Raw genomic sequence first — 22,338 nt, 5'->3', positions numbered from 1 at the left:
CCCTACTCCTTGACCGCGCCCGAGGTGATGCCCGCGACGATCCGCTTCTGGAAAACCAGCACCAGGACGACCACCGGAATGCTCACCACGACCGACGCCGCGGCGATCGCGGCGGTGGGCTGCTGGAACTGCGAGGCACCGGTGAAGAAGGCCAGCGCGGCGGGCACCGTGCGCGAATTGTTGGTCGAGGTCAGCGACACCGAGAAGACGAAGTCGTTCCACGCGAAGAAGAACACCAGGATCGCGGTGGTCACCACCGCGGGCACCGCCATCGGCGCGATCACGTAGCGAAACGCCTGCCACGCGGACGCGCCGTCGATCCGCGCGGCGTCCTCCAGGGCCCACGGGATCTGCTTGAAGAACGAGGTCAGCGTCCAGATCGACAACGGCATGGTGAAGGACAGATACGGCAGGATCAGCCCGATCCAGGTGTCGAACAGGCCGATGCTGCGCCACATGTCGAACAGCGGACCGACCACCGCGATGGTCGGGAACATCGCGATCGCCAGCGCGCCGAGCAGGATCAGTCGCTTGCCCGGGAACTCCATCCGCACGATCGCGTACGCGGTGCCGGTCGCACAGGCGACCGCGATCACCGTGGCGATCAGCGAGATGCCGATCGAGTTGCGCAGCGCGTCGGTGAACAGGTCGTTCCGAAACACGGTCCGATAGTTGTCCCAGCTCCAGGTCTTCGGCAGGAACTGCGCGTTGTTGATGTCGTCGCCGCCCTTGAACGACAGCGACACCATCCAGGCCAGCGGGAGCACGGTGATCGCGATCACCAACACGCAGACCAGGGCGCGAACGCCCTCCCGGACCGGGCTGGGCCGACTCACGAAGGACTCCCGAGCTTGCTCACGTCGGTACGGAAGAGCTTGATGAACAGGAACGCGATCAGCAGCACGCACGCGAACAACAACACCGAGATCGCCGAGCCCAGCCCCAGCGCGGTGCGGCTGACGAGTTGTCGGTAGGCCAGAAAGGACACCGTCTCGGTGTTGTTGGCTCCGCCGGTCATCACGAACACCGAGTCGAAGATCCGGAACGCGTCCATCGTGCGAAACAGCAGCGCGACCAGGATGGCCTGCTTCATGATCGGCATGGTGACCCTGGTCAGCCGCTGCCACGGCCCCGCGCCGTCCACCCGGGCCGCCTCCTGCACGTCCGGGGAGACCTGGATGAGGCCGGCGAGCAGCAGCAGGGACATGAACGGCGTGGTCTTCCAGATCTCCGAGAGGGCGATCACGAACAGCGCCGACCAGCGGTGGTCGAACCACGCGATGTCGGTGCCGAACCAGTCGTTGACGAACCCGGTGGAGGGGTCGAACGCGTAGCGCCACGCGTAGGCGGAGACGACCGTGACGATGCCGTACGGGATCAGCACGATCGTGCGCAGGGTGCGCCGCAGGTACAGCGCCCGCTGCATCAACCAGGCGAGCCCGAAGCCGATCACGAACTCCACCGAGACGGTGGCCACGGTCAGCGCCAGCGTGGTCCACACGTCGGTCCACCACAGCGGGTCCTTGAGCACCACCCAGTAGTTGGACAGGCCCGCGAACGAGTTCGCGTCCGGGGTGGTCAGCCGCTTGTGGAAGAGCGAGAGCCAAACCGCGTCGGCCAGCGGCGCGATCGCGACCAGGAGCATGATCGTCACGGCGGGCGCGGACAGCAGCAGGCCGGTGCGCCGCATGCGCTGGGCGTGATCGAGCTGCTTGCGGGGCTTGTGCCCGCGGGGCTTTCGGTGCCCGGGTGCGGCGTCGGCGGTGGATACCGTGCTCACAGCAGCACCTTGTCGTGCAGGACCCCGGTGATCAGGTCGTCGGTGTCCCGTGGGGCGGTGTCCGGGTTCACGTCCGCAGGCGGGTGGTAGATGCGCTGCACGGACGCGGAGACGTCGTTGTAGTACGGGGTGCGCGGGCGCGGGCCGGCCTGGTCCAGCGACTCCTTGATCAGGTCGGCCATCGGCAACGCCGCGCGTACGCGCGGATCGTCGTAGGCGGCGGCCTTGGCGGTGGTCTCCTTGGACTCCAGCATGTAGGTGATCTGGTTTTCCAGCGTGCCCGCGCAGCGCACCGCGCTCACCGCCGCCGCGCTGTGTCCGCCGTACTTGCTGACGCCCAGCGCGATGCCACCGAACGGCGGCCTGGACGCCTTGCCGGGGTCGGTCCGCGGGTAGCGCGCCCAGCCGTAGTCGTCGAGCACCTCGCGCCCGAGTTGGCCGGCCGCCACCGCCTCGGCCGCGGCGCCGTGGGCGTACGTCCAGTTGATCATGAAGCCGCCCGTGTCGGACTGGAACGTGGTCCGGGTGTCGTCCTCGATCGAGGTGGCCAGATTGGTCGGCGCGGCGGAGGAGCGGCCGAGTCGGCGCATGATCTCGGCGGCCCGCTTGCCCGAACCGCCCTCCTGGAGCGTCGGTTCGAGGTCGACGCCCTTTTCCACGTCCCGCACGATCGCGCCGCCGGCGCCGGCGACCAGGCCGTTGACCCAGACGGTGATGCCCTCGTAGCGCTTGGCGGGCACCGCCACCGTTTTGTGCGTCTTCTCGGCGGCGGCGATCACCTCGTCCCAGCCGACCGGCCGGCTCGGGTCGAGCCCGGCGGCGGCGGCCACCGACTTGCGGTACCACAGGAGTTGGGTGTTCGCCCGGAACGGCGCGGCGACCAGTCGATTGCGCCAGCCCGAGGACTCGACCGCGCTGCTCAGCATGCCCTCGGTGAGCGCCGCGGCCTCGGCCGGCTCGAACGGGCGCAGGAAGCCCGCTTCGGCGAACTCCGGTACGTAGACCGGGTCGAGCGCCATCACGTCGATCGAGGAGTCCTTGGCGGCCAGCCGCCGCACCAACTGCTCCCGCTGCCCGGACGCGTCGGTGGGCAACACCGAGACCTTGACCCGATAGGCGCCGCCGGACGCCCGGCTGCACCGGTCGGCGAGCTTTTGGTAGGCCCCGTTGTCCGGCGGCGCGTACCAGTTGAGCACCGGTGGGCCCGAACCACCGCCCCCGCATCCGACCGTGGAGGCCACCAATGCGAGCGCGACGGCCCGGAGTCCGCAGCGCCGCAGGATGTGGTTCACCGGGTCAGCAGATCAAGCAAACCGCTCTCGTCGCTCTATTTACCCCCGAATGGTGGCGTGTCGACGCGGGGTTCAGCCGCCGTCCGCGGTCAGCGACCAGTCGCCGTCGGCTTCGAGTTCGATCAGGCACGGGCCCTTGGGCAGGATCGACTCGCCCTCGTAGTCGCCGATCGTGTTGGCCAGGGTGCCCAGGTAGGCATCCTCCGTGCCGTGTTCGGCGAAGGTGCCGACGATGAAGTTGCTGTCGCCCCGGTGGGTCATCGCGAGCACCGTGCGCGGGCCGGTCCAGCGCACCGTCTCCGGGCCGCTGCCGGCCAGCCGGTCGGTCAACACCCGGGCCGCGTCGGGAGCGAGCAGCCGCACGGTCCACTCGCCGTCGGCCTCGATCTTCAGGCGCGAGGTGTGGCCGCCGCGCTCGTCCACCAGGGCGCGGCCTCGGTACGCGCCGATCGCGTTGGCGAGCAGCTTGTCCGTCTCCAGTTCCGCGTTCAGCGTCCACACCACGAAGTTCTCGGTGCCGCGTCCTTCCAACTCGACCAGGAAGGGGCCGGATCCGACCGGGCGGTCGATCGAAAGGACCCTGTCGCCGCGACCTTCGTACACCGGGGCGGGTGGTTCCTCGACGGCGGCGGGAGCGCGGGCGGGCGACGGCTCGGGCGCGGACTCCGGCTCCGGCTCGGGCTCCGGCTGCGGCGCGGACTCCGGCTCCGGCTCCGGCTCCGGCACGGACTCCGGCTTCGCCTCCGGCGCGGCCGAGTCGACCGGGTCCGGCGTCGCTCGCGTCGGCTCCGCGTCGGCCGGCATCGCCGCGACGATCAGCGTCTGTTCGGGGTCCCCGCCCAGATCGCGCACCAATTCGTCCACGCCCGCCTCGTAGCCCTGTCCCACCGCGCCGAACCGCCAGCCGTCCCGCCGATAGACCTCGGCCAGGATCAGCGCGCGTTCGCGAGTCAGTTCCGCCACCGGCAGTACGAAGCGGCCGATCTCGCCGTCGGCGCCCAGCAGGCGGATCAGCGACCCGGCGCCGAATCCGGGCGCCTGCGCGCCGACCGCGAACACCAGGCGATCCACCAGGTCGTCCACCGCGGCCAGGTCCACGTGGAACTCGGCGGTGCCGGTGCCGCCGGCCACCAGCGCGACCGCGCTGGTCAGCGACGCCGGCCGGGCCGTACAGACCACGTCCGGGTCCGCCGCGCCCAGGCTGAAGCAGTACGCGGCCAGGCCCTCGCCCGACACCTCGAACTCCACCCTGATGGCCGAGTCGTCCAGCCTCGTCTTCTCGCCCATGGCGAATGTGCGCATCGCGTCCTCCCCCGGCCACCCCTGGTCTGGCGTCACCTTAACGCGCACGACGAAGTGCCGGGACGGCAAAGCGCCGGCCCGGCGATCACGGAAGGAAATCCGACCACCGGACGCCCACGCCCGGCTTCGGCAACGGGTGCTCAGCGGTCCTTGTTGAACCGCGTCACCACGAACAGCAGGAGCAGGAGCACGGCCAGCGCACCGATGCCGGCGCCCAACGGGTTCAGGTTTTCGTGCTTGCCGCTCTCGTTGGCCAGCGTGGTGAGGACGGTCGTCGCGTGCTGGGTCATCCGTGGTCAGCCCTTGCGTAGTGTTTGCCGACGTGTGCGCACGACATCGTACGGGCGCGCACGGCGAGTCGCGCGGCCAGGTTCCGGGGACGACCCTCGGCCGCGGGCGGCGGACGCGCCTAGTGTGGGGGCAGATTGGTCGAGGCAAGGGGGCACGGCATGCCGGACGACAAGACGATCGGGACCTTCGAGGGGCGCAGGCGATTCCCCGGGATCTCCTCCCGGGCGTACGAACATCCCGCCGACCGCACCGCGCTGGTGGCGATGCGCCGCCTCAGCGGGTTCGACACGGTGCTCAAGCAGATGTCGGGCATGGTGTCCGAGCGGGCCATCCGGCTCGCCTTCCTCGCGGGCTCGGTGCGCGCGGGCGAGCAGCAGTTCCGCCGGTTGCACGAGATGGTCCGCGAGTCCGCGTACATCCTGGACCTGCCCACCGTGCCCGAGTTGTACGTCAGCATGGACCCGCAGCCCAACGCGATGGCGATCGGCATGGACAAGCCGTTCATCGTGGTCACTTCGGGCCTGGTCGAGTTGCTCGACGACGACGAGATGCGCACGGTGATCGGGCACGAGACCGGGCACATCCTGTCCGGGCACGCGGTCTACCGCACCATGTTGTTGATCCTGACCCGGTTCGCCTCCGCGCTGTCCGGGATCCCGCTCGGCACGCTGGGCGTGCACGCGATCATCACCGCGTTGCAGGAGTGGTTCCGCAAGTCGGAACTGTCCTGCGACCGGGCGGGCCTGCTGGTCGGGCAGGACCCCGAGGTGTCGATGCGCGCGTTGATGAAGGTCGCGGGCGGCTCGCAGTTGCACGAGATGAGCACGGACGCGTTCCTGGAGCAGGCCGCCGAGTACGAGGGCGCCGGCGATCTGCGCGACAGCGTGCTCAAGTTGATGAACCTGCTCGGCCGCTCGCACCCGTTCCCGGTGGTCCGGGTGGCCGAACTGCGCAAGTGGGCGGACGGCGGGGAGTACACCCGGATCGTCGCGGGCGAGTATCCGCGCCGCGAGGACGACCCGAACGCGTCGGTGCGCGAGGAGGCCAAGGCGTCGGCGGGCGCCTACCGCGATTCGGTGCGCACCACCACGGACCCGCTGTTCGGGCTGCTCCGCGACCTCGCCGACGGCGCGGCGGACGCGGGCGGCAAGCTGCGCGACAAGTTCACCGGGCGCCGCGACGAACCGGGCGCGACCCCGACGAACAACGGCGGCGGCTGACCGTCGTCAGGGCGAGCCCGCCAGTCGGGCACACGTGCCGGTCGGGGCCGAGCGGAACGGATCCACCTGCTCGGCCGCCGGCGGCGCGTCGCTCGGCGCCGGGCCGGTGAACGCGGGCCGGAACCAGGCCGAGGAGTCCGCGTCGCACCCCTGCGGCCCGGCCGCGGTCAGGATCCGGCGGACCTGGAGCAGGCCGTCGTGCACCATCGCCGGGTCCAGACGGAAGTCCCACACCCGGTGCAACACGAACCGGGTCCAGCCCGGCCCGCCGACCTGGGCGACCGCGTACACGAACACCACGTCGGCGGTGACCACGAGGTCCGCGCGCGCGTGCTCGGCGACCACGAGCGTGCCCGCGACCTTGATCGGCACCTCCAGGACCTTGACCGAGGCCGGATCGAATCGGGTGATCCACCCGGTGGGCGCCGACGTGTCGTCGTCGTGTGGCGCGATCAGCGCCGCGTCGAGTTGCTCGCGCTGCTCCGAACGCAACAGCGGCAGCGCGGCCCACGGCCGGCCGCCCGCGAGCACGGCCGGGTCGAGCTGGGTGCCGACCACGAACTCCCGCACCAGATCCAGGGCTTGGCCGACCTGGGTGGCCGAGAAGTGCGCGGTCGCCCGGCGCTCGCCCACGACGATCCCGGCGGCACCCTGGGCCCAGCCGGCGGCCGGACCGCCCGCCATCGGATCGGCGGGCAGCGCCCCCGTCGCATAGCCGGACGGTGGCAGCAGCGAGACCCGGTGCAGCACCGCCGGGCCGATCACCAGGCGCGGCGCGGGCGCGGCGGCCCGCCGCGCGCCCAGAAAACTCGCGCTGGCGATCACCAGCAGTACGAGTAACGCGCCCAGCACGCCGCGCAGCGTGCGCACCCGCACGCCGAACACCCGACGCTGCGGGTGCGGGCGTTTGCCTTCGTGCAGCCGTTCCCGCGCCGAGGGCTCGTGCAGCCCCGCCGCGCGCACGAAGGTCGCGTCGAATACGACGGCGTTGAACTCGTCCTCGCCGTCGGGCCCACCCCGGTTCGGGCCTTCGGGGGGCACTCCCCGTCCGGACATGGACTCAGCTTAAGTCGCCCGCGAGCAGGTGGATATGCACCCGGAGCAGGGGTTGCCGACGGTCAGCCGGGCCCCGAACGCGCCGACCCGGGCAACGACGCGACCGGCACGGACCGGTCCGTCGCGCGGGAGTCCCCCGGCGGGACGGTGATCCGCACCTGGGACGTGTCCTGCCCCGGGAGCGGCGCGAACACCGGGTTGTTGTCGGTCGTCGCGCTCCGCCCCGTCCCCACCGAGGGTTGTCGGGGCGTGGTGGGTCCCTGGGTGGATCCGCTGCGATAGAACGCGGTCACCGCGATCGCGACCACACCGACGCCCATCAGCAGCGCCAGCACCCAGGCCGTTCCGCGCCGCCAGCGGGTGGACCGGGTCGATCGGGTCCACGGCTCGCTCGCGAACCAGGTCGGCACGTCCGCCGACATCGGGGTCGAGTCGTGGCCGGACCCGGTCCGGGCCCGCCACGGGTCCTCGCCGTCCGCCGGATACGTCCCGTCGTCGAACCAGTCGGAGCGATCGGCCTGTTCGGCCTGCTTGTCGGTCCGCTCGGGCGCGGCCGGGGTGGGCGTCGGCGCATGATCGATCGCCGCACCACGCTCGTTCGCCGAGGGCTCGTGCACGCGAGCGGCGCGCACGAACGACTCGTCGAAAACGACGGAGGAGAGCTCATCCTCCGAGAACTCGGGAAAGTCTGGGCCGTCCGGGAACTCTGGCCCTGGTGATTCGGGCACTCCTAGACAGTATTACCGCAGGCGCCCGGATGGGTACCGATTCATCGCACCGGTCGCGTCGCCGAGCACGATCCGGGCCGATCCGCGGCCCCTCGCTCCCGGGTCAGGGGCGCACGTGACCGTCGCCGGTGACCACGTACTTCGTGCTGGTCAGCTCGGGCAGACCCATCGGCCCGCGCGCGTGCAGCTTCTGCGTCGAGATGCCGATCTCCGCACCGAAGCCGAACTGGCCGCCGTCGGTGAACCGCGTCGACGCGTTGACCATCACGGCGGTCGAGTCGACCAGGCTGACGAACTCGCGGGCCGCGGCCTGCGACGTGGTCACGATCGCCTCGGTGTGGCCGGAGCTGTGTCGACGGATGTGCGCGACCGCGTCGTGCAGCGAGGGCACCACGGCGGCGGCGATGTCGTAGGAGAGGTATTCGGTGTCCCAGTCGGCATCGGTGGCGGGCACCACGTCGGCCGAGAACGCCTGCACCGCGGTGTCGCCGTGCACGGTCACCCCGGCGTCCTTCAGCGCGGCCAGCGCGAGCGGCACGAAGGCGTCCGCCACGTCCCGGTGCACCAGCAGCGTCTCGGCCGCGTTGCACACGCTGACCCGGTGCGCCTTGGAGTTGACCAGGATGTTCACCGCCATCTCCAGGTCGGTGTGCGCGTCCACGTAGACGTGGCAGTTGCCGACACCGGTCTCGATCACCGGCACGGTCGAGCCCTCGACCACGGTGCGGATCAGGCCGGCGCCGCCGCGCGGGATCAGCACGTCCACCAGGCCGCGCGCGGTCATCAGCTCCTTCACCGAGTCGTGCGTCTCGCCCGGCACCAGTTGGATCGCGTCGGCGGGCAGGCCGGCCGCGACGATCGCGTCGCGCATCACCGCGACGATCGCGGTGTTCGAGCGGTAGGCGGACGAGGAGCCGCGCAGCAGCACCGCGTTGCCCGACTTCAGGCACAGCGCGGCACCGTCCACGGTGACGTTGGGACGAGCCTCGTAGATGATCCCGACCACGCCGAGCGGCACCCGCACCTGGCGCAGTTCCAGACCGTTGGGCAGGGTCGAGCCGCGCAACACCTCGCCGACCGGGTCGGGCAGACCGACCACGTCGCGCACGTCCGAGGCGATCGCGGCGATCCGCTCGTCGGTCAGGGTCAGCCGGTCGATCATCGCCTCGCCGGTGCCGTCGGCCCGGGCCCGCTCGACGTCCTCGGCATTGGCGACCACGATCTCGGCCGAACGAGCCACCAGCGCGTCGGCGAGCGCGAGCAGCGCGTCGTCCTTGGCCCGGCGGGTCAGTGGCGCGAGGACGGCGGCGGCCTCCCGGGCGCGACGGGCGGTGTCGAGGACTGCGGAGGCTTCGCTGCTGGTCATGCCGGCAAGCCTACCTACGCCCGCCGATGATCAACACGAGGATTTCAGCGGTCGAGACGCTTCCGCCCGGCCGCCGTGCCGGACACAATGACGCCTCCATGTGCTGCACAGAGGCAAGGAGCCATCCGTGACCGCTGTACAGGCCCGCCGGCACGGCGTCGCCGACCTGCTCGCGCGCACCGCCGCCCGGTTGCCGAACCGGCTCGCGATCGTGGCGGGCGAGCTGCGGCAGACCTTCGCCGAGTTCGACGACACCGTCTCGGCCGCCGCCGGTGCGCTCGCCGCGCGCGGCATCGGCAAGGGCGATCGGGTCGTATTGCTCTCCCGCAATTCGCACGGCTTCGCGGTGGCCTACTTCGCGCTGGCCCGGCTCGGCGCGGTCTCCGTCCCGGTCAACTTCATGCTGACCCCGCCCGAGGTGGGCTACGTCCTGGAGCACGCGGGCGCCCGCGCCGTGCTGGCCGGCCCGGAGCTGACCGACACCGCCGACGCCGCGTTGGCCGGCCGCGAGGCGCTGCGCGTGGTGTTCGGCCCGGCCGCGCCGGGCTGGGAGCCGTTCGCGACGCTGCTCGCCGAGGGCGGCCCGGTGCCCGATCTCGACCTGGACGACGACGACCCGGTGCAGCTCATGTACACCTCGGGCACCGAGTCCCGGCCCAAGGGCGCGGTGATGACCAGCCGCAACCTGATCGCGCAGTACGCCACCGCGATCATCGACGGCGGCATGGCGGCCGACGACATCGAGATCCACGCGCTGCCCCTCTACCACTGCGCGCAGCTCCACTGCTTCCTGACGCCGGACGTCTACCTCGGCGCGACCTCGATCATCCTGCCCGCCCCGGACCCGGCCGCGGTGCTCGCCACGGTCGAGCGCGAACGAGTCACCAAACTCTTCTGCCCACCGACCGTCTGGATCGCCCTGCTGCGCCACCCCGACTTCGACACCCGGGACCTGTCCAGTCTGCGCAAGGGCTACTACGGAGCGGCCGCGATGCCGGTCGAGGTGCTGGCCGAACTACGCCGCCGACTCCCGCAGTTGCGGCTGTACAACTTCTACGGCCAGACCGAGATGTCGCCGGTCGCCACCATCCTGGGCCCGGACGACCAGGAGCGAAAGGCCGGTTCGGCCGGCCGCGCGGGGCTGAACGTGCAAACCGCCGTGGTCGACGAGCAGGACCGCCCGGTGCCGGCCGGCGAGGTCGGCGAGATCGTGCACCGAGGCCCGCACACCATGCTCGGCTACTGGAACGACCCGGAGCGCACCGCCGAGGCGTTCCGAGGCGGCTGGTTCCACAGCGGCGACCTCGGCGTGCTCGACGAGGAGGGCTATCTCACCGTCGTCGACCGCAAAAAGGACATGGTCAAAACCGGCGGCGAAAACGTCGCCGGCCGCGAGGTCGAAGAGGTCATCCACACCCACCCCGCCGTAGCCGAAGCCGCCGTCTTCGGCATCCCCCACCCCTACTGGATAGAAGCCGTCACCGCGGTGGTGGTCCCCAAACCCGGCCAAACCATCACCCCGGACCAACTCATCCAACACTGCCGATCCCACCTGGCAGCCTTCAAAGTCCCCAAATACGTAATCCTCACCACCGCCCTCCCCAAAAACCCAAGCGGCAAAATCCTCAAACGCCAACTCCGAACCGAACACAACTCCCTGGCAACCCAAACCCCCGAATAGCCCAACCGACACTCGAAAGCCACCCAGCCCGGCCGACGCATGAGACCACTCAGCCCGGCCGGCACTCGAGGCCACCCAGCCCCGCCGGCGCTTGAGGCGAACCCAGCCTCGCCAGCGCAGACGAATCAGCCCGGCCGGCGCTTGAGGCCACTCAGCCCGGCCGGCACTCGACGCCAAATCAGCCTCGCCGGCGCATGAGGCGAATCAGCCCGGCCGGCGTTTGAGGCCACTCAGCCCGGCCGGCGCTTGAGGCCACTCAGCCTCGCCGGCGCTTGAGGCGAACCAGCCCGGCCGGCGCATGAGGCCAAATCAGCCCCGCCGGCGCATGAGGCGAACCAGCCCGGCCGGCGCATGAGGCCAAAAACCCGGCTCACCCATGCCAAGACCGCCAAAGCGCAGCATACGCACCGGAAGCCGCAATCAACTCCCGATGACTCCCCAACTCGGTAATCCGCCCACCCTCCACCACCGCAACCCGATCCGCATCATGCGCCGTATACAACCGATGCGCGATCGCCACCACCGTCCGCCCCGAAATCACCGCCCCCAACGACCGCTCCAGATGCCGAGCCGCCCGAGGATCGATCAACGACGTCGCCTCATCCAGCACGAGCGTGTGCGGATCGGCCAACACCAACCGCGCCAACGCGAGCTGCTGCGCCTGCGGTGCGGTCAACTCGTGCCCCTTGGGCCCCACTTCGGTATCCACGCCGGCAGGCAACGTCGCCACCCAGTCCGCGTCGACCGCCCGCAACGCGTCCAGCACCTCCTCGTCGGAGGCGTGCTCCCGCGCCAGCAGCAGGTTGTCCCGCAACGTGCCCCGGAAGACGTGGTGCTCCTGCGTCACCAACGCGACCCGGCCCCGCAGTTCGTCCAGCGGCAACCCGACCAGCGGCACCCCACCCACCGACACGCTCCCCGAGGTGGGTGCGTTGACCCCGGCCAACAGCCGCCCCAGCGTGGACTTCCCGGCCCCACTGGGCCCCACCACCGCGATCCGCTCCCCCGGCCGAATCGTCAGGTCGATGCCGTGCAGCACCTCCCTGCCCGCCGCATAGGCGAACCGCACGTCGCGCACGGTCAACGTCTCGTCCACCGGCACGGCGTCGGTCGGTTCGCGATCGGAGGGCACATCGGCCACCCCCAGCAACCGGGCCAGCGAGGCCGCCGAGATCTGCACCTCGTCCAGCCAGTTCAACAACTCGTCCATCGGGCCGATGATCAACTGCACGTACAACACGGCCGTCGCCACCTCGCCGAGCGAGGCCCAGCCGTGCAGATACGCCCAGCCACCGAACCCCGTGGTCGCCACCACCGGCAACATGTAGCCGAAGTCCACCGACGGAAACCAGATCGTGCGCAGCCACAGCGTGTACCGCTCGGCCGCGTACGCCTGCCTGACGTCCTCGTCGCCCCGCCGCCGGCGCCGGTCGGCCAGCCGCAGCGCCTCGACCGTGCGCGCCCCCTCGACCGTCTCCGCGAGCGAGTCGGTCACCTGCGCCCACGCCGCGTTCTCGCGCAGGTAGCCGGCCGGCGCGCGGCGAAGGTACCAGTAGGTGACCGGCACCAACAGCGGCAGCGTGATCAACAACGGCAGCGCGAGCAGCGGATTGAGCAGCAGCAGCCCCGCGAAGGTGAGCACGATCGTCACCGCCGCGACCAGCACGGACGGCACCGCCCGCCGGGCCGACCGGGACATCGCGGCCACATCGCGGTTCGCCCGCCCGAGCAGGTCGCCGGAGCCGGCCCGCTCGACCGTGGACAGCGGCAGGTCCAGGATCCGGTCCACGAACTCCTCGCGGACCTGCGCGAGCAGCCCCTCGCCCAACCGCGCGGCGGCCACCGCGGCCTGCCGCACGATCAGCGCCTGTAGCAACAGCGCGCCGGCGATGCCCAGTCCGAGCAGGTCGATCGTGCGGGTCGGGCTGTCCGCGCGGACCTTCTCGATCAACACCCCGAGCAACCGCGGCGCGACCAGACCGGCCACCGCGGCGAGCGCGTAGAACAGCACGGTCAGAATCAGATCGCGCCGCCGCTCGCGCAACAGCCGTACGGCGTGCCTGCCGACCTCGGCGGCCGGCGCGATCGGGAGCAGTTCCCGCGCGCTCACGCGTCCTCCTCCTCTTTCTCGTCGTCCTCGTCCTCGTCGACCCGGGTGACCAACGCCGCGTACCGAGGCTCGGTCGCCAACAGTTCGCGGTGCGGCCCGACCGCCATCACCTTGCCGTCCTCGACGTAGGCGACCTCGTCCATCGTGTCCAGCACGAGCGGACTCGTGGTGGCCACCACCGTGGTCCGGCCCCGGCGGTGCGCGGCGAGCCGGGCGGCTATCCGCGCCTCGGTGTGCGCGTCCACCGCGCTGGTGGGTTCGATCAATACCAGCGTCTGCGGGTCGGCCACCAACGCCCGTACCAGTCGCAGACGTTGCACCTGACCGCCGGAGAACTCCCGGCCGCGCGCCGCGATCTCGCTGTCCAGTCCCGCGTCCAGCGCATCGATCACGTCGTCGGCGCAGGCCACCTCGACCGCCGTGGCCAGATCACCCGATCCGCCGTCGCCCGGCGTCAGTTCGCGGCGCAGCGGCCCGGCGAACAGCCCGGCGTCGTGGTGCCCGACCAGGATCCGCGCCCGCACGTCGGCGAGCGCCAGGTCGGCGAGCGGCACGTCGGCATAGAGCACGTCGGCCTCCTCGTAGCGACCGAGCCGATCGGCCAACGCCGGTGCGTCCTGCGGGTCTTCGCACGCGACGCCGAGCAGCGCACCGGGTCGGACCAGCAGGCCCGAACGCCGATCCACCAGATCTCCCGGCGGCGGCCAGGCGACCGGCGCGGCGGGGTCCGGCACACCCGGTTCCAGGGCGAGCACCCGCGTCACCCGCCGGGCCGCGACATGCCCGCGCACGATCCGGTCGGCGAACTCGGTGATGGTGGAGAGCGGCACCGTCAGGAACGCCGCGTAGCCGTAGAAGGACACCATCTGACCGACCGTCAACCGACCGTCCAGGGCGAACCGGGCGGCCAACCAGGTGCCGAACGCGATGAAGAAGCCGGGCACCAGGAACTGCGCGGCCTCCAAAAGGGATTCGATCCGGGCGGTGCGTACGCCGGCCACCCGCAGTTGTTGCGACTCGCGTCGATAGCGGGCGCCGAACGTGCGCTCGCCGCCGATCCCGCGCAGCACCCGCAGACCGGATGCGATGTCCACGGCCCGATCGGCCAGCCCGGCCTGCAGGTCGCGATAGGCGTTCTGGCGTCGGTGCAGCGGCCGCAGCAGCAGCGAGACCAGGCCCATCAGCAGTGGCACGCCGATCAGTACGAGCAGGCCCAGCGGCACCGACATGTTCAGCAGCACCACCGCGACCACGACGAGCGTGACCACCGACGCGGAACCGCGGGCGGTGATGTCGAGCACCGAGCCGATCGCGTCCACGTCCGAGGTGCCCACCCCGACCACCTCGCCGGTGGCGATCCGGTGTTGGAGGGCGGCACCGAGTCGGGAGGCGTGTCGGGTGACCAGTTGGATCGTGCGAAACGCGCCGTCCAGGAAGTTGGCGACCGCGTTGCGGTGGCGCATGATCCCGGTGAAGCCGATCAGCACGGCGAGCCCCAACAGCGCGCCCGACCACCCGAACAGCGCCTGCTCGTCGCGTGCTTCGATCGCGTCGATCGCGCGGCCGACCGCGGCGGGCATCAACGCCTGGGCGACCATCCACACGGACGCCCACAGGATGCCCATACAGATGGTCCGGCGACAACGAACGGCGAGCCAGATCAGGTATCGGCCCGCCGACCGGATATCGGGATCGCCGGGGTCGGCGACGGGAAACGTACGCATTGTCCTGCGACGCTAACGCGCGAGAGTTTTTCGGGCCACGCATTATTCGCCCGCGCCCGGCCGCCGTTCGACCCCGCCCGTTCGACCCGCCCGGGCACACCGCCCGGCGGGCACCCCGGGGCATCTCCTAGAAGGGCTGCACCCGGCCCGGTTGCACCGGCAGCGGGGCCGGGGCGCCGGCCCGCTTCTGGTACGTCGGGCGGTCGACCACCTCCAGCCCGATCAGTTCCCACGGCGGCAGGCCCGCGCTCTGCCGATGCTCGCCCCACAACCGCAACGCGATCGCCGCGGCGTCGTGCAGGTTGGGCGCCTCTTCCCAGTAGCGCACCTCGGCGTGGTCGGCCGCGTAGCGGCCCGCGAGCAGGAACGGGTGTTCGTGGGCGAGCCGTTCGAGCGCGCGCCGGACATCCTCGGGGTCACCCGGCTTGCCGGCGAGGGTCAGCGTGATGTGCCACATTCGGCCCGCGACGTCGTCCTCGACCCGCGCCGTCGTATTCGGCTGCCCCCAGGGGCGGTCCCCACGCTCCGGCACGGCCGGCCTCCCGTCGGCGAGCTGCTGATCTTCGGTGGTCGTCGCTCAGCGGCGCAGCAGCACCAGGTCGTCGCGGTGGACGACCTCGCGCTCGTAGGCCGGACCCAACTCCCGGGCCAACTCTCGAGTCGATCGCCCGAACAGGCCCGGCAGTTCCTTCGCATCAAAGTTGACCAGTCCGCGGGCCACGATGTGACCGTTTTCGTCAACCAGGTCCACCGGATCGCCGGCGACGAAACCGCCCTGGACACCGGTGATCCCGGCGGGCAACAGCGAACTGCGCCGCTCGACCACGGCCCGGACCGCGCCGGGATCCAGCGTGAGTCGGCCGCGCGCGGTGCTCGCGTGGGCCAGCCACAGGAGTCGGTCGGCGGTGCGAACTCCGGTGCGGTGAAAGAGCGTTCCGGTGTCCTTGCCGGCCAGCGCGTCGGACGCGAATCGAGCTGCGGTGAGCACCACGGGGATGCCCGCCGAGGTCGCGATGCCCGCCGCCTCGACCTTGGTGACCATGCCGCCGGTCCCCAGGCCGGCCTTGCCGGCCTTGCCGATCTCGATGCCTTCGAGATCCTGCGCCCCGCTCACGGACGCGACCCGGGCCGAGGTCGGCTTCGCCGGGTCGCCGTCGTAGAGCCCGTCCACGTCGGACAACAGCACCAGCAGGTCGGCGTGCACGACGTGCGCGACCAGCGCGGCGAGTCGGTCGTTGTCGCCGAACCGGATCTCCTCGGTGGCCACCGTGTCGTTCTCGTTGACCACCGGCACCGCGCCCATCGCGAGCAACTTGTCCAGCGTGTTGTACGCGTTGCGGTAGTGCGCCCGGCGGGTGACGTCGTCGACGGTCAGCAGCACTTGGCCGACCCGCAGGCCGTGCCGCGCGAACGACGCGGTGTAGCGGGCCACCAGCAGCCCCTGGCCCACGCTCGCCGCGGCCTGCTGGGTGGCCAGATCCCGCGGTCGACGGGACAGGCCCAGCGGGGCCAGCCCGGCGGCGATGGCGCCGGAGGAGACCAGTACGACCTGGGCCCCCTCGGCCCGCCTGGCCGCTATCGCGTCCACGAGGGCGTCGACGCGGTCCGCGTCCAGGCCGCCGCGCGCGGACGTCAACGAGGACGAACCGACCTTGACCACGATGCGGCGCGCGGAGGTCACGTCCTCGCGCGCCGCGCCGGCCCCTGTGAGCACCTCAGGCCCCGCCTTCCCTAATCACCGTTCGTCGGCGGAAAACCCGTCGGTCAGGAGTCCGAGAACGGGTCGAACTCCTCGTACTGCGACTCGATCGCCTCGCGGTCCCGTCGGCGGTCCACCGCCGGGCGGTGCGTCTGCAACCGGTGGTCCTCGCCGCGTCGACCCAGCATCTCCGCGCCGGCCGCCACGGTGGGCTCCCAGTCGAAGACCACGCCGGTGACGTCGTCGCCGATGACGACCTCGGCACCGGGCACGGCGCCGGCCGACCACAGCGCCTCCTCGACGCCGAGTCGGGCGAGCCGGTCGGCCAGGTAGCCCACCGCCTCGTCGTTGCTGAAGTCGGTCTGGCGCACCCAGCGTTCGGGCTTGGCCCCGCGCACGATGAACGCCTCGTCGCGCCGGGTGACGGTGAAGCCGCTGTCGTCGACGGCGGTCGGCCGCAACACGATCCGGGTCGCCTCGGGCGCCGGCGCGGCGTCGCGCGCACCCTGCACCTGGGCGGCCATCGCGAAGGACAACTCGCGCAGGCCCGCCCGACTGACCGCGGAGACCGCGAACACCTGGAGCCCGCGCGCCTCCAACTCGGCCTTGACCATCTCGGCCAGGTCGTTGCCGTCGGGCACGTCGACCTTGTTCAGCGCGACCATCCGCGGCCGGTCCTCCAGGCCGCCGTACGCCTTCAGTTCGGCCTCGATGGTGTCCAGATCGCTGATCGGGTCGCGGCCGGGCTCCAGCGTCGCGCAGTCGAGCACGTGCACGAGCGCCTTGCAGCGCTCGACGTGCCGCAGGAACTCCAGACCCAGGCCCTTGCCCTCGCTCGCGCCGGGGATCAATCCGGGCACGTCGGCGACGGTGTAGACGACGTCGCCGGCGGTGACCACGCCCAGGTTCGGCACCAGGGTGGTGAACGGGTAGTCGGCGATCTTGGGCCGCGCGGCGCTGAGCGTGGCGATCAACGAGGACTTTCCGGCGCTCGGGTAACCCACGAGCGCGACGTCCGCGACGGTCTTGAGCTCCAGGACGAAGTCGCCGGCCTCGCCGGGCTCGCCGAGCAGCGCGAAGCCGGGGGCCTTGCGGCGCGGGGAGGCCAGTGCCGCGTTGCCGAGGCCGCCTCGACCGCCCTGGGCGATCACGTAGCTGGCCCCGTTGCCGACCAGGTCCTCGACGAACTCCTCGTCGCCGTTGGGCAGCAGTCGCTTGACCACCGTGCCGTCCGGCACCGGCAGCACCACGTCGGCGCCGGCGGGGCCGGTCCGGTTGGCGCCGGCACCGGGCTTGCCGTTGGTGGCCTTGCGGTGCGGGTGGTGGTGGTATTCGAGCAGCGTGGTGGTGTTGGCGTCCACGACCAGCGTGACATCGCCGCCCCGGCCACCGTTGCCGCCGTCGGGGCCGCCGAGCGGCTTGAACTTCTCACGGTGCACGGAGGCCACGCCGTGGCCCCCGTTACCCGCCGCGACATGCAGCACGACGCGGTCGACGAAGGTCGTCACGTGGATTCCTCCTCGGCTCCCCGAGCGGGGAGCGAAACACTGTGGACAAACACCCGAGGGCGGACCGCATGGGGTCCGCCCTCGGGTGTCAAAGCGAATGCCGCGGCGTGATTATTCCGCCGGGACGATGTTCACGACGCGACGACCGCGCGCGGTGCCGAACTGCACGGAACCGGCCGACAGCGCGAACAGCGTGTCGTCGCCACCGCGACCGACGTTGGTACCGGGGTGGAAGTGCGTGCCACGCTGGCGGACGATGATCTCGCCGGCGTTGACGAGCTGGCCGCCGAAGCGCTTGACGCCGAGGCGCTGAGCGTTCGAGTCACGGCCGTTCCGGGTGGAGGATGCACCCTTCTTGTGTGCCATGTCGCTTCTCCCTACTTCCCGGAGTTGATGCCGGTGATCTTAAGCTGGGTGTGCTGCTGGCGGTGACCCATGCGCTTGCGGTAACCGGTCTTGTTCTTGTACTTCAGAATGTCGATCTTCTTGCCCTTGGTGTGATCGACGACCTCGGCCGTCACCTTCACACCCGCGAGGACCCACGGGTCACTCGTCACGGCTTCACCGTCTACGACGAGGATGGCCTGGAGCTCAACTGCCGTGCCCGCCGCACCGCGAATGCGGTCGACCTGGACGACGTCACCGATGGCAACCTTGTGCTGCCTGCCACCGGCGCGAACGATCGCGTACACCGTGGATCTCTCTCTCTGCAGGGTCCGAGCCCCTGAAGCCAGCCACACCGAACAGAAATCGGGGGCCTCCTCCGAAGCTTGCGATCCGGAGGGTGGTTGCTCAGGAGCCTGTGCCTAAGCACACCAAGGGGAAAGGTTACAGGAAGGCCGGGGCCGAAAGCCAAACGGGTCCGCCCCGGGGGTTTGTCCCCGGGGCGGACCCGTCGTGACTCAGGATCCGCTCGTCGCCGACACGGGTTCGGCGCCGTCCACGGCACCCTCCGGCGGACCGGCGGGGCGGGTCGCCCGCCGCGACGTCTTGCGCGGCTTGGCGGCGGCCTTGGCGGGCTTGGCCGGCTCGGCCTCCGCCTCGGTCGGGGCCTCGGCGGCGGCCTGGGCCTTGGCCGCGGCCTTCTTGGCCCGGGTCGACGTCTTGGCGGGCTTGGCGGCCGGTTCCGGCGTCGGCTCGGCGATCGGCTGCTCGGCCGGTGCCTCGCTCGCCGCCGCGGCCTCGGCCGCCTCGGCGGCGACCTTCTTGGCCGACTTGCGCGGCGTCTTGGCCGCGGCCGTCTTCTTCGCCGGTGCGGTCTTGGCGGCGGCCTTCTTGGCGACCGTCTTCTTGGCGGCGGCCTTGCGTACCCGCTTGGCCGGTGCCGGGGTCTCCTCGACGGCCTCGGCCGGCTCGGTCTCCTCGACCTCGACCGCCGGGGCCTCGGCCACCGGGGCCTCCTCGGCCGGTGCCTCGGCGACCACCTCGGCCTCGACCGGCTCGGCCTCGACCGGCGGGGCCGGCTCCGGCTCGACGGCGACCTCGGCGGTCTCCGCGGCCTCGATCGCCTCGGCGACCTCGACCGGCTCGACCGAACCGAGTTCGGCGACCTCGGGCAGCTCGGTGTCCGCGGCGATGTCCTCGAGTTCCGGCCCGTCCAGGTCGACCTCGTCGGTCTCGACGATCTCGGTGATCGGACCGCTGCCGTTCTTGTCGGCGTTGCCCTTGTTGCGCTTGCGGCGCCCGGAGCCCGCGGGGCTGCCGTTGCCGTTGCCGCCGTGCAGGTGCCCGCCGTTGCCGTGGCCCTTGGTCTCCGGCGCGTCCATGTGCACGATCACGCCGCGCCCGTTGCACCGCTCGCAGTTCTCCGAGAAGGCTTCGAGCAGACCCTGGCCGACCCGCTTGCGGGTCATCTGGACCAGGCCGAGCGAGGTGACCTCGGCGACCTGGTGCTTGGTCCGGTCCCGGCCCAGGCACTCCATCAGGCGCCGCAGCACGAGGTCGCGGTTGCCCTCCAGAACCATGTCGATGAAGTCGACGACGATGATCCCGCCGAGGTCGCGCAGCCGGAGCTGGCGGACGATCTCCTCGGCCGCCTCCAGGTTGTTGCGGGTGACGGTCTCCTCGAGGTTGCCGCCCTGACCGGTGAACTTGCCGGTGTTGACGTCGACCACGACCATCGCCTCGGTGCGGTCGATCACCAGCGAGCCGCCGCTGGGCAGCCAGACCTTGCGGTCCAGCGCCTTCATCAGCTGCTCGTCGATGCGGTACGTCGCGAAGACGTCCACCTCGCTGGTCCACCGGGACAGGCGCGGGGCCAGGTCCGGGGCCACGTGGCCGACGTAGTCGTGCACGACGCCCCACGCCTCGTCGCCCGAGACGATCAGCTTCGAGAAGTCCTCGTTGAAGATGTCGCGGATGACCCGGACCGTCATGTCCGGCTCGCCGTACAGCAGCGAGGGCGAACTGGTCGTGATCATCTTGGACTTCTTCTTGATCTCTTCCCACTGGGCCTGGAGCCGCGTCACGTCGCGGGTCAGGTCCTCCTCGGTCGCGCCCTCGGCCGCGGTGCGCACGATGACGCCCGCGTTCTCCGGCACGATCTTCTTGAGGATGGTCTTCAGCCGGGCCCGCTCGGTGTCCGGGAGCTTGCGGCTGATCCCGGTCATGGTGCCCTCGGGCACGTAGACCAGGTAGCGACCGGGCAGCGAGACCTGGCTGGTCAGCCGGGCGCCCTTGTGACCGATCGGGTCCTTGGTGACCTGCACCAGGACCGACTGGCCGGGCTTGAGCACGGCCTCGATCCGGCGCGGGCCGCTGAAGCCCGCCGCCTCGAAGTTGACCTCGCCGGCGTACAGCACCGCGTTGCGGCCCTTGCCGATGTCGACGAAGGCGGCCTCCATCGAGGGCAGCACGTTCTGGACCTTGCCCAGGTAGACGTTGCCGACGTACGAGGTGGCCTGTTCCTTGTTGACGTAGTGCTCGACGAGCACGTCGTCTTCCAGCACGCCGATCTGGGTGCGCTCGCCGTTCTGGCGCACGACCATCACGCGCTCGACCGCCTCGCGGCGGGCCAGGAACTCCGACTCGGTGATGATCGGCACCCGACGCCGGCCCTGCTCGCGCCCCTCGCGGCGGCGCTGCTTCTTGGCCTCCAGGCGGGTCGAGCCCTTGACGCCCTGCACCTCGTCGGTGGGGCTCTCGGAGAGCGCCTCACGCTTGCGCGGCTCGCGGACCTTGACCACGGTGCGCTCGGGGTCGTCCTGCGGCTCGGCGGGCGACTCCTCGGCCGCGCCGTCACGACGCCGCCGACGCCGGCGCCGCCGGCTGCTGGTGGTCGCCCCGGGGTCGCCCGGCTCGTCGACGTCCTCGTCGTCGTCGGGACCGTCGCCGACGCCTTCGGCCTGCTGCTCGCCGTCCTCGTCGGAGCTGTCCTCGGCACCGTCGTCACCGCGACCGCGGCGGCGGCGACCGCCGCGCCGACGACGTCGGGTCGGGCGCTCGCCCTCGGTCTCGTCCTCGTGCGCCTCGGCGCCCTCGGTCTCCTCCGGCTCGGTCTGCTCGGCCTGCTCGGTCGTGGCGACCGTGCGGCCCGGGTGGCGCTCCTGCTCGTCCTGGTAACGCGAGTCCTGCGGCTCGGCCTCGGCGGCCGTGTGCACCTCGTCCACCGGCAGCGCGCGTCGACGGCGACGCCGACCGCGCGGCTCGTCGGGCTCGGTCCGGGTCTCCGGCTCCGCGACGGCGGGCGCCGGGCCGGCGGCCGGGGTCGGAGTCGGCTCGGCCGTGCGCTTGGGCTCGGCGAAGACGGCCGCCTGCGGGGCCTGGAACAGCGGCTGGAAAACCGGCGGCGGTGTCTTGCGGCCGGCCCGGGTACGCGGCTCGGGGGCGGCCTCCGGCTCGGGCTCGGGCTCGGGCTCGGTCGCGGCGACCGCCTCGGCCTCGGCCGCGGGGGTCTCCTCGATCGCCTCGGCGGCGGGTACCGCACGCTTGCGGGTACGCCGGGTCCGGCGCGGGGCCTCCTCCGGCTCCGCCTCGACCTCGGGCTGTGCGGGCTCGGCCTGTACCGGCTCGGTCCGCACGGGCGCAGGGGCGGCTTCCGGCACGACCTCGTCCGAGGCCGCGGGGGTCGCCTCGGGAGCGACCGCCGCCCGCTTGCGGGTACGCCGGACGCGCCGGGGCGCCTCCTCCGGCTCCGGCTCCGGCTCGGCCGCCACCGGTGCGGGCTCGGCAGCCTCCACCGGTGCGGACGCGACCTCGGCCGTGTCGGTGACCGGCGCGGTCACCCGCTTGCGGGTGCGCCGCGCACGTCGCGGGGCCTCCGGCTCGGGCTCGGGCTCGGGGGCACTCTCGGCCACGACGGCCTCCTCGGCCTCCGGCTCCTCCTCGTCGGAGGGCGCGGGAACCTCGGGGGTCACGGCAGCCGGAACCGGCGCGGCCTCGACGGAGGGCACGCTCGGCGGTCCTGCGGGACGACTGGCGGCGCGGCGACGGCGGCGGGGGGCCGGCGTCGTGGCCGTGTCGTCCTTCGTACTGTTGTCGTTGTCTGTGCTGTTGTCGGAAATACCGGAGTTCACAACCCCGGGTGTACCTGATGTCTCAGGCGTGTCGTTGGGCTCGGTGTCGAGCATGCGGGTCTGTCTC

General features: G+C 71.5%; 18 protein-coding genes. 2 read left to right on the top strand and 16 right to left on the bottom strand.

The features are described 5' to 3' along the window. Positions 1-2: 2 nt before the first annotated feature. The 5 genes from ACH4U8_RS16650 to ACH4U8_RS16630 all read right to left on the bottom strand — a co-directional run bounded on the left by ACH4U8_RS16650 (position 3) and on the right by ACH4U8_RS16630 (position 4,664). Positions 3-836 (bottom strand): carbohydrate ABC transporter permease, encoded by an 834-nt coding sequence (locus ACH4U8_RS16650; RefSeq protein WP_360304538.1) that lies wholly within the window; start codon positions 834-836, stop codon positions 3-5. Then, entirely contained in the window at positions 833-1,780 is a 948-nt protein-coding gene (locus ACH4U8_RS16645; protein ID WP_395778512.1) for a carbohydrate ABC transporter permease, read from the bottom strand. The genes ACH4U8_RS16650 and ACH4U8_RS16645 overlap by 4 nt, the downstream gene beginning before the upstream one ends. After that, positions 1,777-3,072: an extracellular solute-binding protein gene (locus tag ACH4U8_RS16640; RefSeq protein ID WP_395778510.1), complete on the bottom strand. Its 1,296-nt coding sequence runs from the start codon at positions 3,070-3,072 to the stop codon at positions 1,777-1,779. The genes ACH4U8_RS16645 and ACH4U8_RS16640 overlap by 4 nt, the downstream gene beginning before the upstream one ends. Before the next feature lie 72 nt (positions 3,073-3,144). Further along, on the bottom strand, positions 3,145-4,374 hold the full coding sequence (locus tag ACH4U8_RS16635; protein WP_395778508.1) for a TerD family protein: 1,230 nt from the start codon (positions 4,372-4,374) through the stop codon (positions 3,145-3,147). 140 nt (positions 4,375-4,514) lie between these two features. After that, positions 4,515-4,664 carry a hypothetical protein gene (locus ACH4U8_RS16630; protein ID WP_360304530.1) on the bottom strand — a complete coding sequence of 50 codons (150 nt, stop codon included), beginning with the start codon at positions 4,662-4,664 and terminating at the stop codon, positions 4,515-4,517. 159 nt (positions 4,665-4,823) lie between these two features. On the opposite strand from ACH4U8_RS16630, the gene ACH4U8_RS16625 reads away from it, so the two are divergent. Next, positions 4,824-5,885 carry a M48 family metallopeptidase gene (locus ACH4U8_RS16625; RefSeq protein WP_360304528.1) on the top strand — a complete coding sequence of 354 codons (1,062 nt, stop codon included), beginning with the start codon at positions 4,824-4,826 and terminating at the stop codon, positions 5,883-5,885. Positions 5,886-5,891: 6 nt separating this feature from the next. Here the strand turns inward: ACH4U8_RS16625 and ACH4U8_RS16620 are convergent, their stop codons facing one another. The 3 genes from ACH4U8_RS16620 to ACH4U8_RS16610 form a co-directional block, all read right to left on the bottom strand. Continuing rightward, positions 5,892-6,941 (bottom strand): hypothetical protein, encoded by a 1,050-nt coding sequence (locus tag ACH4U8_RS16620; RefSeq protein WP_395778507.1) that lies wholly within the window; start codon positions 6,939-6,941, stop codon positions 5,892-5,894. Positions 6,942-7,003: 62 nt separating this feature from the next. Further along, on the bottom strand, positions 7,004-7,573 hold the full coding sequence (locus ACH4U8_RS16615) for a hypothetical protein (RefSeq protein WP_360304524.1): 570 nt from the start codon (positions 7,571-7,573) through the stop codon (positions 7,004-7,006). A gap of 199 nt (positions 7,574-7,772) precedes the next feature. Further along, the gene (locus ACH4U8_RS16610) at positions 7,773-9,035 is read right to left on the bottom strand and encodes a glutamate-5-semialdehyde dehydrogenase (protein WP_395778505.1); all 1,263 of its coding nucleotides are present in this window, start codon (positions 9,033-9,035) and stop codon (positions 7,773-7,775) included. Between the two features lie 127 nt (positions 9,036-9,162). Between ACH4U8_RS16610 and ACH4U8_RS16605 the strand changes: the two genes are divergently transcribed. Then, positions 9,163-10,716 carry a fatty acyl-CoA synthetase gene (locus ACH4U8_RS16605; RefSeq protein WP_395778503.1) on the top strand — a complete coding sequence of 518 codons (1,554 nt, stop codon included), beginning with the start codon at positions 9,163-9,165 and terminating at the stop codon, positions 10,714-10,716. 370 nt (positions 10,717-11,086) lie between these two features. Here the strand turns inward: ACH4U8_RS16605 and ACH4U8_RS16600 are convergent, their stop codons facing one another. From ACH4U8_RS16600 to ACH4U8_RS16565, 8 genes are all read right to left on the bottom strand, one after another. Beyond that, a complete protein-coding gene (locus ACH4U8_RS16600) occupies positions 11,087-12,826 on the bottom strand; it encodes an ABC transporter ATP-binding protein (RefSeq protein ID WP_395778501.1) in 1,740 nt (579 codons plus the stop codon). Further along, positions 12,823-14,550 (bottom strand): ABC transporter ATP-binding protein, encoded by a 1,728-nt coding sequence (locus ACH4U8_RS16595; protein WP_360304517.1) that lies wholly within the window; start codon positions 14,548-14,550, stop codon positions 12,823-12,825. The genes ACH4U8_RS16600 and ACH4U8_RS16595 overlap by 4 nt, the downstream gene beginning before the upstream one ends. A gap of 127 nt (positions 14,551-14,677) precedes the next feature. Beyond that, positions 14,678-15,082: a hypothetical protein gene (locus tag ACH4U8_RS16590; protein ID WP_360304516.1), complete on the bottom strand. Its 405-nt coding sequence runs from the start codon at positions 15,080-15,082 to the stop codon at positions 14,678-14,680. A 45-nt stretch (positions 15,083-15,127) separates the two neighbouring features. After that, positions 15,128-16,231 carry a glutamate 5-kinase gene (gene proB, locus ACH4U8_RS16585; protein WP_379992274.1) on the bottom strand — a complete coding sequence of 368 codons (1,104 nt, stop codon included), beginning with the start codon at positions 16,229-16,231 and terminating at the stop codon, positions 15,128-15,130. 83 nt (positions 16,232-16,314) lie between these two features. After that, positions 16,315-17,757, bottom strand: coding sequence for a GTPase ObgE (obgE, locus tag ACH4U8_RS16580; RefSeq protein WP_360304512.1), 1,443 nt, complete (start codon positions 17,755-17,757; stop codon positions 16,315-16,317). 111 nt (positions 17,758-17,868) lie between these two features. Continuing rightward, positions 17,869-18,123, bottom strand: a complete 255-nt coding sequence (rpmA, locus tag ACH4U8_RS16575) for a 50S ribosomal protein L27 (RefSeq protein ID WP_360304510.1) — start codon at positions 18,121-18,123, stop codon at positions 17,869-17,871. Positions 18,124-18,134: 11 nt separating this feature from the next. Beyond that, entirely contained in the window at positions 18,135-18,449 is a 315-nt protein-coding gene (gene rplU / locus ACH4U8_RS16570) for a 50S ribosomal protein L21 (protein ID WP_078977259.1), read from the bottom strand. A gap of 210 nt (positions 18,450-18,659) precedes the next feature. After that, positions 18,660-22,325 carry an Rne/Rng family ribonuclease gene (locus ACH4U8_RS16565; protein WP_395778499.1) on the bottom strand — a complete coding sequence of 1,222 codons (3,666 nt, stop codon included), beginning with the start codon at positions 22,323-22,325 and terminating at the stop codon, positions 18,660-18,662. Positions 22,326-22,338: the final 13 nt, after the last annotated feature.

Origin of the sequence: Embleya sp. NPDC020886, assembly GCF_044333915.1 — a bacterium.
GTDB lineage: Bacteria > Actinomycetota > Actinomycetes > Streptomycetales > Streptomycetaceae > Embleya.
The sequence above is the reverse complement of the archived record's forward strand: the minus strand, read 5'-3'. Positions and strand labels throughout refer to the sequence as shown.